The organism is Pseudomonas sp. ASL9, from assembly GCF_056680335.1.
Genome location: NZ_CM155277.1, coordinates 4931754 through 4944043, shown reverse-complemented (window position 1 = coordinate 4944043; position 12290 = coordinate 4931754). Strand labels below are relative to the sequence as shown.

General features: G+C 57.6%; 13 protein-coding genes. All 13 read right to left on the bottom strand.

Annotated features, from left to right (window positions below):
• Positions 1-9 precede the first annotated feature (9 nt).
• A complete protein-coding gene (locus AC1ME2_RS22755; RefSeq protein ID WP_480436977.1) occupies positions 10-438 on the bottom strand; it encodes a DUF2802 domain-containing protein in 429 nt (142 codons plus the stop codon).
• On the bottom strand, positions 439-918 hold the full coding sequence (locus AC1ME2_RS22750; RefSeq protein ID WP_003343961.1) for a chemotaxis protein CheW: 480 nt from the start codon (positions 916-918) through the stop codon (positions 439-441). It lies immediately after the preceding gene.
• Between the two features lie 54 nt (positions 919-972).
• On the bottom strand, positions 973-1791 hold the full coding sequence (locus AC1ME2_RS22745) for a CheW domain-containing protein (RefSeq protein ID WP_480442292.1): 819 nt from the start codon (positions 1789-1791) through the stop codon (positions 973-975).
• 105 nt (positions 1792-1896) lie between these two features.
• Positions 1897-2685, bottom strand: coding sequence for a ParA family protein (locus AC1ME2_RS22740; RefSeq protein ID WP_480436976.1), 789 nt, complete (start codon positions 2683-2685; stop codon positions 1897-1899).
• 45 nt (positions 2686-2730) lie between these two features.
• Positions 2731-3618, bottom strand: coding sequence for a flagellar motor protein MotD (gene motD, locus AC1ME2_RS22735; RefSeq protein ID WP_480436974.1), 888 nt, complete (start codon positions 3616-3618; stop codon positions 2731-2733).
• A 10-nt stretch (positions 3619-3628) separates the two neighbouring features.
• A complete protein-coding gene (locus AC1ME2_RS22730) occupies positions 3629-4369 on the bottom strand; it encodes a flagellar motor protein (RefSeq protein ID WP_480436972.1) in 741 nt (246 codons plus the stop codon).
• On the bottom strand, positions 4369-5523 hold the full coding sequence (locus AC1ME2_RS22725) for a protein-glutamate methylesterase/protein-glutamine glutaminase (RefSeq protein WP_480436971.1): 1155 nt from the start codon (positions 5521-5523) through the stop codon (positions 4369-4371). Before AC1ME2_RS22725 ends, AC1ME2_RS22730 begins: the two co-directional genes overlap by 1 nt.
• A gap of 51 nt (positions 5524-5574) precedes the next feature.
• Positions 5575-7800, bottom strand: coding sequence for a chemotaxis protein CheA (locus AC1ME2_RS22720; RefSeq protein ID WP_480436970.1), 2226 nt, complete (start codon positions 7798-7800; stop codon positions 5575-5577).
• Positions 7801-7833: 33 nt separating this feature from the next.
• Positions 7834-8622: a protein phosphatase CheZ gene (locus AC1ME2_RS22715; RefSeq protein ID WP_480436967.1), complete on the bottom strand. Its 789-nt coding sequence runs from the start codon at positions 8620-8622 to the stop codon at positions 7834-7836.
• A gap of 19 nt (positions 8623-8641) precedes the next feature.
• Complete coding sequence (locus AC1ME2_RS22710; RefSeq protein ID WP_480436966.1) at positions 8642-9016, bottom strand: chemotaxis response regulator CheY; 375 nt, start codon at positions 9014-9016, stop codon at positions 8642-8644.
• A gap of 261 nt (positions 9017-9277) precedes the next feature.
• Complete coding sequence (gene fliA / locus AC1ME2_RS22705) at positions 9278-10018, bottom strand: RNA polymerase sigma factor FliA (protein WP_480436964.1); 741 nt, start codon at positions 10016-10018, stop codon at positions 9278-9280.
• Positions 10015-10848, bottom strand: a complete 834-nt coding sequence (gene fleN / locus AC1ME2_RS22700; RefSeq protein WP_480436963.1) for a flagellar synthesis regulator FleN — start codon at positions 10846-10848, stop codon at positions 10015-10017. Before fleN ends, fliA begins: the two co-directional genes overlap by 4 nt.
• Positions 10849-10959: 111 nt before the next feature.
• Positions 10960-12282, bottom strand: a complete 1323-nt coding sequence (gene flhF / locus AC1ME2_RS22695) for a flagellar biosynthesis GTPase FlhF (protein WP_480436961.1) — start codon at positions 12280-12282, stop codon at positions 10960-10962.
• Between the last annotated feature and the right edge of the window lie 8 nt (positions 12283-12290).

The window sequence follows — 12290 nt, the reverse complement described above, 5'->3', positions numbered from 1 at the left end:
CGGCGTGGTTCAGCTCTTGGACTCTTCCATGGCTAATCTGCGCCCTGGCGAATCGTGCATTTTGCTCATCAGCCGAGCTTCTGCCTGAGTCAGGCCACAGGATTGGGTCAACTCGTCGGCACTGGCACCCATGCCGACCAGCCGGGCAGCTTGGGCAAAGGACAGGCTGGAGGGGTCGCGCTGTTCGAGCGCTATCAGCTTGTCAGGCAAAGGGCCGACCACCGCGCGCAGTTCGTGCAGGTCTTCACCCATGCGAATGGTGCCACTCTGGTAGTCGTCCAGGCGCCTGGCCAACTCTTTGAGTCGTTGATCCTGCCCTGCATAACCTTCAGCCTGCTGTGCAGCCAGCAGCCGTTGGCGCTTGCTGTACGCAAGGAACAACACCAACGACACTGTCCAGAGAAGGCCCAGGAAAATGACCGCAATCTCTAAGATCACTCAGATATTCTCCAGATCGGACCACTCTTCTTCGGACATCATTTTGTCCAATTCGACGAGGATCAACAGTTCACCGTTCTTGTTGCACACACCCTGAATGAACTTGGCCGATTCATCATTGCCCACGTTCGGCGCAGTTTCGACTTCAGACTGACGCAGGTAGACCACTTCAGCCACGCTGTCGACCAAGATACCGACCACTTGTTTGTCAGCCTCGATGATAACGATACGGGTGTTGTCACTGACTTCCACCGGGTCCAGCCCGAAACGCTGGCGGGTATCAATCACGGTCACAACGTTGCCACGCAGATTGATGATGCCCAGAACATAGCTTGGCGCGCCTGGCACGGGGGCGATTTCGGTATAGCGCAGCACTTCCTGAACCTGCATCACGTTGATGCCGTAAGACTCATTGTCCAAGCGGAAGGTAACCCATTGCAGGATAGGATCTTCGGAACCCTGTGCTGACGACTTATTCATACCCTAACCCCTCAAGTGTGTGCTGTGCAGACGGTGCTTTGCGCCGCCCTATGATTATTTGATGGTGTGCATTTTCTTGACCGCGCCGCTGGCTATCAGCTCGGCCAATTCGGAAACATCCAACAGCGCGCACATGTGTTCGATCACCGTGCCCGCCAGCCAGGGACGCTGGCCGCGATGGGTGCGCCATTTGATTTCGTTCGGGTCCAGGCGCAACGAGCGACTGACCTGATGCACCGCCAGCCCCCACTCGTAGCCTTGAACCGAGATCACGTATTGCAGGCCCTGACGAAAGTCATCACGGTAGCGATCCGGCATGACCCAACGCGCGGTATCAAGCACTTTCAGGTTTCCGGTCTGGCTGGGCAGAATGCCGAGAAACCAGTCCGGCTGACCAAACAGCGGTGTCAACTCCTGTCCAGCCAGTGAATAAATCGAACCCAGACACACCAGCGGCACGGCCAGGGTCAGCCCGGCGACATCGAATAACAGGCACTCGAATGGCTCCGCAGCCCAAGCAGGTCTACCGTCAGTGGACAACGGCGGTGGAGTGCGATGGCTGGCGGGCAGATGCACCTCCACCACGGGCTCGACCACGGTCACCAACGGCGTCTCAACCCGCTCTAAAACGGGCGCCGGCACCGCAACTTTGGCGATAACGGCAACCGGCGCAGGTGCGGCAACCGCAACCACCCGCGGATTGAGCACCACGCGAACTACAGCATCGCGGGCCTGCTCCTCAAGCACTGCGGCTTCGAACTCGTCCAGGCTGGAACTGAGCGCCTGCTCTTCTGTCGCGTCCTGAAGCAGGGCATCCAGATAAGACTGCAGCGCTAACTGTGGCCGTGTTGCGATATCGACAGGGCGGCTCATAAGGGTGCCCATACATAAATCCCGTAGAAATAACCTTCACTGTTTATCGTTATCGGCTGCGCCGGCACCCGACTTGAATCTGTCGGCGAGTCGAGTACAAACACCTCAAGCGACCTGAGCAACGAGTTGCTGGGAAAGCAGATCTTTAAGCAACGCCCGATAAGCCACTACGCCCCGACTTTTACTGTCGAACTGCGAAGGTGTCAGCCCGGCTCGGCTGGCATCGCGCAAGCGGGTATCCACTGGCACATAAGCCTTCCAGATATTGTCCGGATAGCCATCGCGCAGCATCCTCAAGGTGCTCATGGACGCCTGCGTGCGACGATCAAACAAGGTCGGAACAATGGTGTAAGGCAGCGCCTGTTTGCGCGAACGATTGATCATCGCCAGCGTACTGACCATGCGTTCAAGACCCTTCACGGCAAGGAATTCGGTTTGCACAGGAATGACCAACTGCTGACTGGCCGCCAAAGCATTGACCATCAACACGCCCAGTAGCGGCGGACTGTCGATGATGGCGTAGTCGAAATCCTGCCACAGCTGTGACAGGCTTTTGGCAATCACCAGGCCCAGGCCGTTTTGGCCCGGAGACTGGCGCTCCAGCACAGCCAGCGCCGTGCTGGATGGCATCAGGGAAATACGTTCATCACTGGTGGGCAACAGCAATTGGCCAGGCAGGCCCTCAGGCACCACACCTTTGTGCAGGAACAGATCGTAGGCGCTGTGCTCCAGCGTATCCGGGTTATGCCCGAAGTAGCTGGTCATGGACCCATGGGGGTCGAGGTCGACCATGACCACGCGCTTGCCCGCCTCCGCCAGCAGACCGGCTAAAGCGATAGAGGAAGTGGTCTTACCGACGCCACCCTTTTGATTGGCTACTGCCCAGACTCTCATTGTGCTTTTTCCTCCCGACATGGCGTTGGCCATACCGAGAATTGACTATAAGACGGGTGACGGAGAATTGACGGCCTTCCCACGTACCAGCTGCGTACCCTGCGTCGGTGCAGTTTGTGTGCCAGCACGCCTCAATGCGGCATCAGGTGTTGCATTGGCGGTGCCTGTCCCTGTAAGGCTGCGGCGTACCTCCAGATTGCGTGAAATCACCAGAACCACGCGCCTATTGTGGGCACGACCTTCGGCGGTCGTATTAGAGGCCACCGGCTGGAATTCACCATACCCAACTGACGCCATGCGTGCAGGGCTGACCCCGTCCATGGCCAGCATGCGAACAATGCTCGCGGCCCGAGCCGACGACAGCTCCCAGTTAGTCGGGTACTGCGACGTGCTGATCGGCTGATCATCGGTAAAACCTTCAACGTGCACAGGATTGTTGAAGGGACGCAAAATCTTCGCGACCTTCTCGATGATATTGAACGCAGTGTCACTGGGCATGGCATCGCCGCTGCCGAACAACAGGCTGGAGTTGAGCTCGATCTCAATCCACAACTCGTTGCCGCGGACCGTCAACTGATTGGACTTGATCAAATCGCCAAAGCCATCGCGCACGTCGCTCGCAATCGCACGCAGCGGGTCAGTCGAGTTTGGCGACAAGCCCGCGTCGACCTCCTCGCTGTCCTTGATCAGCGGCTCTGCGGGCCTGACTGTCAGGGGGCGGTCGATACCAATAGGAATCGGTTTGACACTGCGCTCGGCATCGCTGAACACACCGTTCAAAGCCTCCGATAGCACCTTGTACTTGCCCTCGTTGAGCGATGAAATCGAATACATGACCACAAAAAAAGCGAACAGCAAGGTGATGAAGTCCGCGTAGGACACCAGCCAACGTTCATGGTTTTCATGCTCTTCGGGGCGGCGACGGCGGGCCATGACTATTGCATCACTCCATGAAACCTTGCAGCTTCAACTCGATCGAGCGTGGGTTCTCGCCCTCGGCGATGGACAAAATGCCTTCGAGCAACATTTCGCGATAACGCGACTGACGCAGGGCGACGGCTTTGAGTTTGTTAGCGATCGGCAGCAAAATCAGGTTGGCTGACGACACCCCATAAATGGTCGCAACGAATGCCACAGCAATCCCGCTACCCAGCTGACTCGGGTCCGCAAGGTTGCCCATCACATGAATCAAGCCCATGACCGCGCCGATGATGCCAACGGTCGGCGCGTAGCCACCCATGCTTTCGAAAACCTTGGCCGCCTGAGTATCGCGCGTTTCCTGGGTCATGAAATCCACTTCCAGAATGCTGCGAATCGCTTCGGGTTCAGCACCATCGACCAGCAATTGCAAGCCTTTGCGCGAGTAGCTGTCGGACTCCGCGTCTGCTATGGCTTCAAGCCCGAGCAGACCTTCCTTGCGCGCAGTCAGACTCCAGTTGACGACACGGTCGATCCCGCCCGGCAGGTCGATACGTGGAGGGAACAGAATCCACCCAACAATCTGCAGGGCTCGCATGAAAGAGCTCATGGGAGACTGCAGCAACGCAGCAGCGAGGGTGCCGCCCAGTACGATCAAGGCCGCCGGACCATTGAGCAATGCGCTCAAGTGCCCGCCTTCCAGGTAATTGCCGCCAATAATGGCAACAAAGGCCAGGATGATCCCAATAAGACTCAGTACATCCATCAGAGACAGGCCTCAACCAAATGCTTGCCAATCTCATCCAGGCTGTACACAGCGTCCGCGAGCTCGGCTTTGACGATGGCCATGGGCATGCCGTAAATCACGCAACTCGCCTCATCCTGCGCCCATATATGGCTGCCGCCCTGCTTGAGCAGACGCGCGCCTTCGCGGCCATCGGCACCCATGCCAGTCAGCACTACCGCCAAAACTTTGTCACCGTAGGACTTGGCCGCTGAACCGAAGGTGATATCCACGCAGGGCTTGTAATTCAAGCGCTCGTCGCCGGGTAGGATCTTCACCGCGCCGCGACCATCGATCATCATTTGTTTGCCGCCAGGGGCCAGCAATGCCAGACCCGGACGCAAAATATCACCGTCTTCGGCTTCTTTGACGCTGATCTGACACAACTTGTCCAGGCGCTCGGCAAACGCCTTGGTGAACGCTGCCGGCATGTGCTGGATCAGGACGATAGGTGCCGGAAAGTTAGCGGGCAGTTGCGTCAACACTCGCTGCAACGCCACCGGACCACCGGTTGAGGTACCGATTGCCACCAGCTTGTAGGCTTTGCGCTTGGGGGCGGGCGAAGCATGCGTTGGCAAGTGCGTCGAGGAAGTATTTGCCGGTAAAGGCGCCGATCGAGTCGGTAACACACGGGACGTCGCAGACCCGGCACTCAAGGTGTTGGTTTTGGTCGGCGCGGAGCCCGTACCCGATGGGGCGGCCTGCGGCGCCGGAGCACTGTAACCGGTGAAACGACGGTTACTGTGCGAGAGAGTGTGAATTTTCTCGCACAGCAGCTGTTTGACCTTTTCAGGGTTGCGCGAGATATCTTCGAAGTTTTTGGGCAGAAAATCGACCGCACCAGCGTCCAGCGCGTCCAACGTGACTCGGGCGCCCTCATGGGTCAGTGAGGAAAACATCAGGACCGGTGTCGGGATGCGCTGCATGATATGACGCACTGCCGTGATGCCATCCATCATCGGCATCTCGTAATCCATGGTAATCACATCAGGCTTGAGTGCCAGCGCTTGCTCGATAGCTTCCTTGCCGTTAGTCGCCGTGCCGACTATCTGGATATTCGGGTCCGCAGAAAGAATTTCCGAGACGCGGCGGCGGAAGAAACCTGAATCATCCACCACCAGGACCTTAACTGCCATAAACACTCCGTTAGGTGCCGCAGGCGCCAAAGGCGACCTGCAGCCCCAGAATCAAATACGCCGCGCGGCGTAACGCTTGAGCATGCTTGGTACATCGAGAATCAAGGCAATCCGACCGTCACCGGTAATGGTGGCACCCGACATACCCGGCGTTCCCTGCAGCATTTTGCCCAGCGGCTTGATGACGACTTCTTCCTGGCCCACCAACTGATCGACGACAAAACCGATGCGTTGTGTGCCAACCGACAGGATCACTACGTGCCCCTCATGCTGCTCTTCGTGAGCAGCCGAGGCGACCAACCAACGCTTGAGATAGAACAGCGGCAGGGCCTTGTCACGCACGATAACCACTTCCTGGCCATCGACGACGTTGGTGCGCGAGAGATCAAGGTGAAAGATCTCGTTAACGTTGACCAGCGGGAAGGCAAACGCCTGATTGCCAAGCATCACCATCAGGGTCGGCATGATCGCCAGGGTCAACGGCACCTTGATGACGATCTTCGAACCCTGGCCCTTGGTCGAATAAATGTTGATCGAGCCGTTGAGCTGGGCAATCTTGGTTTTCACCACGTCCATGCCCACGCCACGCCCGGACACGTCGGAAATCTCAGTCTTGGTCGAGAAACCCGGCGCGAAAATCAGATTGAAACAATCGGTTTCGGTCAGGCGGTCGGCGGCATCCTTGTCCATCACACCGCGCTTCACAGCGATGGCGCGCAAGACATTGGCATCCATTCCCTTGCCGTCATCGGAGATCGACAGCAGGATGTGGTCGCCTTCCTGTTCGGCCGCCAGAATCACCCGACCGCACAGGGGCTTGCCCGCAGCTGCGCGCTCTTCCGGGGTTTCGATGCCGTGGTCGACGGCGTTGCGTACCAAGTGGACCAGCGGATCGGCCAGCGCCTCGACCAGGTTTTTGTCCAGGTCGGTTTCTTCGCCGACCAGTTCCAGACTGATCTCTTTCTTCAACTGACGTGCAAGGTCGCGGACCAGACGTGGGAAGCGCCCGAAGACTTTCTTGATCGGCTGCATGCGGGTTTTCATCACTGCGGTCTGCAGATCAGCCGTCACCACGTCAAGGTTCGACACTGCCTTGGACATGGCTTCGTCGCCACTGTTTAGGCCCAGACGGACCAAGCGGTTACGCACCAACACCAACTCGCCAACCATGTTCATGATTTCGTCGAGGCGTGCGGTATCGACCCGCACAGTGGTCTCGGCTTCGGAAACTGCGTGCTTCTCCAGCGCGGGCGCTTTGGCCGGAGCAGGAGCAGGAGCCGCCGCAACAGCTCTGACCAGCGCAGGCGTAGGCGCTACTGCGGCTTTAGCCACGACTGGCGCCGGTGCAACGACTGTCGCAACAGCATCAGGCTCAAACTTGCCTTTACCGTGTAACTCATCAAGCAAGGCTTCGAATTCGTGATCAGAGATTTGATCACCACCCGCAGCGCTTGCAGGCGCCTTGGCGACGGACACTGGAGCGAGGACGGCAGGCTCCAGTGCATCGGCTACGAACGAACCTTTTCCGTGCAACTGATCGAGCAGTGCTTCGAATTCGTCATCGGTAATTTCATTGCTGACGGGAGCCGTGAGCACCGCCACTGGAGCAACCGGAGCAGGCGTGACATCGACGGCGAACTGGCCTTTGCCATGCAACTGATCGAGCAGTGATTCAAATTCAGCATCGCTGATCTCGTCGCTGGCATTCGGGTCAATCGCAGGCAATGCGACCGCTGCTGGCGCACCCGCTGAAGCGGCCGCCTGCGCCTTGACGGCATTGAGCGAGTCGAGCAGTTGTTCGAATTCGTTATCAGTGATGTCGCCTGCGGGATCGGCAGGTGGCTCTTCGACACTGACGGGCACAGCCGCCGCGACCTCTGCGGCGGGCGCAGGCGCGGCCAAACGGGCTAATGCCGCCAGCAATTCGGGCGTAGCCGGAGTCACCTCAGTGCGCTCACGCACTTCAGTGAACATGCCATTGACCGCATCCAGTGCTTCCAGGACCACGTCCATCAATTCCGAGTCGACGCGACGCTCACCCTTACGCAGGATGTCGAAGACGTTCTCGGCGATGTGGCAGCACTCCACCAACTCGTGGAGCTGGAGGAAGCCGGCGCCCCCTTTTACAGTGTGAAAACCGCGAAAAATTGCATTGAGCAATTCCGAATCATCTGGTCGGCTTTCCAGCTCGACCAACTGCTCGGACAATAGCTCGAGAATCTCGCCGGCCTCTACTAGAAAATCCTGAAGGATTTCTTCATCGGCGCCGAAGCTCATTGGGGTGCTCCCTAAAATTAACCGTCGACCGACCTAGAAGCCCAGGCTGGATAGCAGATCGTCAACATCATCCTGACCGGATACAACGTCTTCACGCTTATCGGCATGAATCTGCGGACCTTCACCCTGAGACAGATGTTTTTCTTGATCTTTTTCTGCACGTATCGATTGATGGTCATGTTCGATCCCAGCAAAACGATCGACCTGGCTGGCCATCAGCACCAGTTTGAGCAGGTTGCTTTCCACTTCCGTGACCAATTGGGTCACGCGCTTGATCACCTGGCCGGTAAGGTCCTGGTAATCCTGAGCCAACAGAATATCGTTGAGATGGCCCGACACTTCTCGGGTTTCCTTTTCGCTACGTTTCAGAAAACCATCGACACGCCGGGCCAACTCACGAAACTCTTCAGCACCGACTTCGCGACGCATGAAGCGTCCCCAGTCGACACTCAAGGCGGCAGCATCGGCGCCGAGTCCGCTCATCAGTGGCGTGCTGAATTCCACCAGATCCATGGTGCGGTTGGCCGCAGCCTCGGTCAGCCGGACCACATAGGACAGGCGCTCGGTGGCATCATTGATCTGCGAGACTTCCTCGGCTTGCGGCGTGTTCGGGTCAATCTGGAAATTGACGATCGCACTGTGCAGTTCGCGGGTAAGTTTGCCGACCTCCTGATACAGGCCACTGTCGCGGGCCTTGTTAAGCTCATGAATCAACTTCGCAGCATCACCGAACCGGCCTTTTTCAAGGCTACTGACCAACTCGTGTGCGTGTTTTTTCAGGATCGACTCGAAGTCGCCCAATGACGAATCTGTGTGCTCCATAGAGCCCTCACGGCAAACATCAGCTATTAACGCGCTCGAAGATCTTTTCGATCTTTTCTTTCAGCACTTGAGCTGTGAAGGGCTTGACCACATAACCGTTCACTCCGGCCTGAGCGGCCTCGATGATCTGATCACGCTTGGCTTCAGCCGTTACCATCAACACCGGTAGATGTTTAAGGCGTTCATCGGCACGCACGTGGCGCAACAGATCGATGCCGGACATACCCGGCATGTTCCAGTCAGTCACCAAAAAGTCGAAGCTCCCGTTTTGCAGCATCGGCAGCGCGGTAGTTCCGTCGTCCGCTTCAGCCGTATTGGTGAACCCCAAGTCACGCAACAGGTTTTTTATGATCCGCCGCATCGTTGAGAAGTCATCAACAATGAGGATTTTCATGTTTTTGTTCAATTCGACCTCCAAGCAGTCTTTAACGCACTCAGCACCTGAATACGCTGTTCAATCAAAACCGGCGCAGCACACAACAGCTGCACGAAAACGACGACGGGCTTGGTAAACCAACAGGTCGTGAGCTGGCATGGCAGGTCCTATAGGACCTTGACCGACCGACTCCTGCCTAGTCTTATCTTCTTCGCACGCAACGCTTTGCACAGCCGGCTTACAGATAGCGCGAAACCACCAAGGGCCACTCACTGCCTGTCAACGCGCTCGCCATTCTCCCAAACGCCCTCGCAAACGAGCTGCGCACTGGCTGTGTAACTGGCTGACCCGCGACTCGCTGACCCCCAATACCTCACCAATTTCCTTGAGGTTCAGCTCCTCGTCGTAGTACAGCGCCAACACCAATCGCTCACGCTCTGGCAAATTGGCTATCGCATCTGCTAACGCCATCTGGAAACGTTCATCTTCCAGATCGCGCAGCGGCTCAAGCTGAGTGCTTGCGCCATCCTCGTGCAACCCTTCATGCTCGCCGTCCTGCAACAGATCGTCGAAACTGAAGAGCCGACTGCCCAAGGTGTCGTTCAAAATCCCGTAATAATCATCGAGACTCAATTGGAGTTCGGCCGCAACCTCGTGATCTTTAGCGTCACGACCCGTTTTAGCTTCAATTGCCCGAATTGCGTCACTTACCATGCGTGTATTGCGATGCACCGAGCGAGGAGCCCAGTCACCCTTGCGGACCTCATCAAGCATGGCGCCACGAATACGAATCCCGGCATACGTCTCGAAACTCGCCCCCTTGGTGGCGTCGTACTTGGTCGAGACTTCGAGCAGACCGATCATTCCCGCTTGGATCAGATCCTCGACCTGCACACTGGCGGGCAGGCGCGCAAGCAGGTGATAGGCGATGCGTTTGACCAGCGGCGCATAGCGCTCAATCAGCTCGTACTGGGAGTCTTTGGACGCCTTGCTGTACATGCGATAGCCGCTGGCTGTCATAACACCGGTCCCGCACTCGTCGGATGTACGAGCCGCTCAACGAAAAATTCCAGATGCCCACGCGGGTTGGCCGGTAACGGCCACGTGTCGACTTTCTGGGCGATGGCTTTGAACGCCAGCGAGCACTTGGAGCGAGGGAACGCTTCATACACGGCGCGCTGCTTCTGCACGGCCTTGCGTACGCATTCGTCGTAAGGCACTGCACCGACGTATTGTAAGGCGACATCCAGGAAGCGGTCCGTGACCTTGGTCAACTTGGCGAACAGATTGCGGCCTTCCTGAGGGCTTTGCGCCATGTTGGCAAGCACCCGGAAGCGGTTCATCCCGTAATCACGGTTAAGCAGCTTGATCAGTGCGTAAGCGTCGGTAATCGAGGTCGGCTCATCACACACCACCAGCAATACTTCCTGGGCTGCGCGCACGAAGCTGACGACCGATTCGCCGATGCCCGCAGCCGTGTCAATCACCAGTACATCGAGGTTATCGCCGATGTCACTGAAAGCCTGGATCAACCCGGCATGTTGCGCCTGAGTCAGATGAACCATGCTCTGAGTGCCCGACGCGGCCGGCACGATACGAATCCCGCCCGGCCCCTGAAGCAGCACGTCGCGCAGCTCACAGCGCCCCTCGATGACATCGGCGAGGGTGCGTTTTGGGGTTAAGCCGAGTAATACATCGACATTAGCCAGGCCCAGATCGGCATCCAGCAGCATGACGCGCCGGCCGAGTTCAGCCAGAGCCAGTGATAAGTTCACTGACACGTTAGTCTTACCGACGCCACCTTTGCCGCCGGTCACCGCGATAACCTGTACGGGATGCATGCTGCCCATGTTAATTTTTTACCTTGTCTTGCTTAGACCGAGGCCACATTACTGGCTGCGCGTTCGTTGAGTGAACAATGCTTGGCAGACCATGATGTAGGTACATTCCAATGTCTTGCTTTACCCAACCCTTTTGTTCGGGCTGTGATAAAGATCCGCGAACATATCTGCCATAGCTTCCTCGCTCGGCTCTTCTTGCATTTGCACACTGACCGCTCGACTCACCAACTGGTGCCGGCGCGGCAAGTGCAAATCATCCGGTATCCGTGGCCCATCCGTGAGGTAGGCCACCGGTAATTCATGACTGATTGCCAGGCTTAACACCTCACCCAGGTTGGCAGTTTCATCCAGCTTGGTGAGAATGCAGCCGGCCAGACCACAGCGCTTGTAGCTGTGGTATGCAGCGGTTAGAACCTGTTTCTGACTGGTAGTTGCCAACACCAGATAATTACGTGCTTTGATCCCGCGCCCAGCGAGGCTTTCCAACTGCATGCGCAGTGCCGGGTCGCTGGACTGCAAGCCCGCAGTGTCGATCAAGACCACTCGCTTGCGCAGCAATGGCTCCAGCGCCTGACCCAGCGACTGGCCTGGATCGATGTGGGTGACCGGCACATTGAGGATTCGGCCCAGGGTTTTCAATTGCTCCTGGGCACCAATCCGGTAGCTGTCCATGCTCACCAGCGCGATATGTTGCGGACCATATTTCAAGACATACCGCGCCGCCAGTTTCGCCAGCGTGGTGGTCTTGCCCATGCCTGCCGGACCGACCATGGCGATCACCCCGCCCTCTTCCAGAGGTTCGACGTCGGGGGTTGCGATCATCCGTGCCAAGTGGGCCAACAACATGCGCCATGCCTGACGGGGCTCTTCAATATCGGGGATCATCGCCAACAGGTCCCGGGACAAAGGTCCCGACAGGCCGACGCGTTGCAGGCGACGCCACAGGTTAGCCTGCTGCGGACGGGTGCCTTGCAGTTGATTCCAGGCCAGCGACCCGAGTTGCACTTCAAGCAGTTCGCGCAAACCATTCAATTCAAAACGCATGGACTCGTAAGCGCGCTGCCCGCCGACTGGCTCAACGGCAGGGGCCGGAGCGGCTGGGCGTGGCGGTTCGCTGAACGTCGGCTCGATGTGCGACTCGGCTGCCGTCAACGGCACACCGGAGAACAGCTGACGATTGATTGACGAGTCGATGTCACCACGGGTGGTGAGTTCAGCCTGAGCTGAAACAATGCGTGATTGAGTCTTGCGCAGCTCATCTTCGAGCTCGATGTTCGGCACACGTGGCGCCAACGCAGAAAGCTTGTAATCCAGCGCAGCAGTCAGCTCTACACCACCGGCAATCCGCCGGTTACCAATGATGGCCGCATCGGCGCCCAACTCATCGCGAACCAGTTTCATGGCTTGACGCATGTCGGCGGCGAAAAAACGCTTAACTTGCATGACTCCCT

What these genes read in the sequence shown, in the direction of transcription:
- AC1ME2_RS22750 (WP_003343961.1), bottom strand. Translation starts at nt 918, where the DNA reads ATGAATAAGTCGTCAGCACAGGGTTCCGAAGATCCTATCCTGCAATGG.
- AC1ME2_RS22745 (WP_480442292.1), bottom strand. Translation starts at nt 1,791, where the DNA reads ATGAGCCGCCCTGTCGATATCGCAACACGGCCACAGTTAGCGCTGCAG.
- AC1ME2_RS22740 (WP_480436976.1), bottom strand. Translation starts at nt 2,685, where the DNA reads ATGAGAGTCTGGGCAGTAGCCAATCAAAAGGGTGGCGTCGGTAAGACC.
- motD (WP_480436974.1), bottom strand. Translation starts at nt 3,618, where the DNA reads ATGGCCCGCCGTCGCCGCCCCGAAGAGCATGAAAACCATGAACGTTGG.
- AC1ME2_RS22730 (WP_480436972.1), bottom strand. Translation starts at nt 4,369, where the DNA reads ATGGATGTACTGAGTCTTATTGGGATCATCCTGGCCTTTGTTGCCATT.
- AC1ME2_RS22725 (WP_480436971.1), bottom strand. Translation starts at nt 5,523, where the DNA reads ATGGCAGTTAAGGTCCTGGTGGTGGATGATTCAGGTTTCTTCCGCCGC.
- AC1ME2_RS22720 (WP_480436970.1), bottom strand. Translation starts at nt 7,800, where the DNA reads ATGAGCTTCGGCGCCGATGAAGAAATCCTTCAGGATTTTCTAGTAGAG.
- AC1ME2_RS22715 (WP_480436967.1), bottom strand. Translation starts at nt 8,622, where the DNA reads ATGGAGCACACAGATTCGTCATTGGGCGACTTCGAGTCGATCCTGAAA.
- AC1ME2_RS22710 (WP_480436966.1), bottom strand. Translation starts at nt 9,016, where the DNA reads ATGAAAATCCTCATTGTTGATGACTTCTCAACGATGCGGCGGATCATA.
- fliA (WP_480436964.1), bottom strand. Translation starts at nt 10,018, where the DNA reads ATGACAGCCAGCGGCTATCGCATGTACAGCAAGGCGTCCAAAGACTCC.
- fleN (WP_480436963.1), bottom strand. Translation starts at nt 10,848, where the DNA reads ATGGGCAGCATGCATCCCGTACAGGTTATCGCGGTGACCGGCGGCAAA.
- flhF (WP_480436961.1), bottom strand. Translation starts at nt 12,282, where the DNA reads ATGCAAGTTAAGCGTTTTTTCGCCGCCGACATGCGTCAAGCCATGAAA.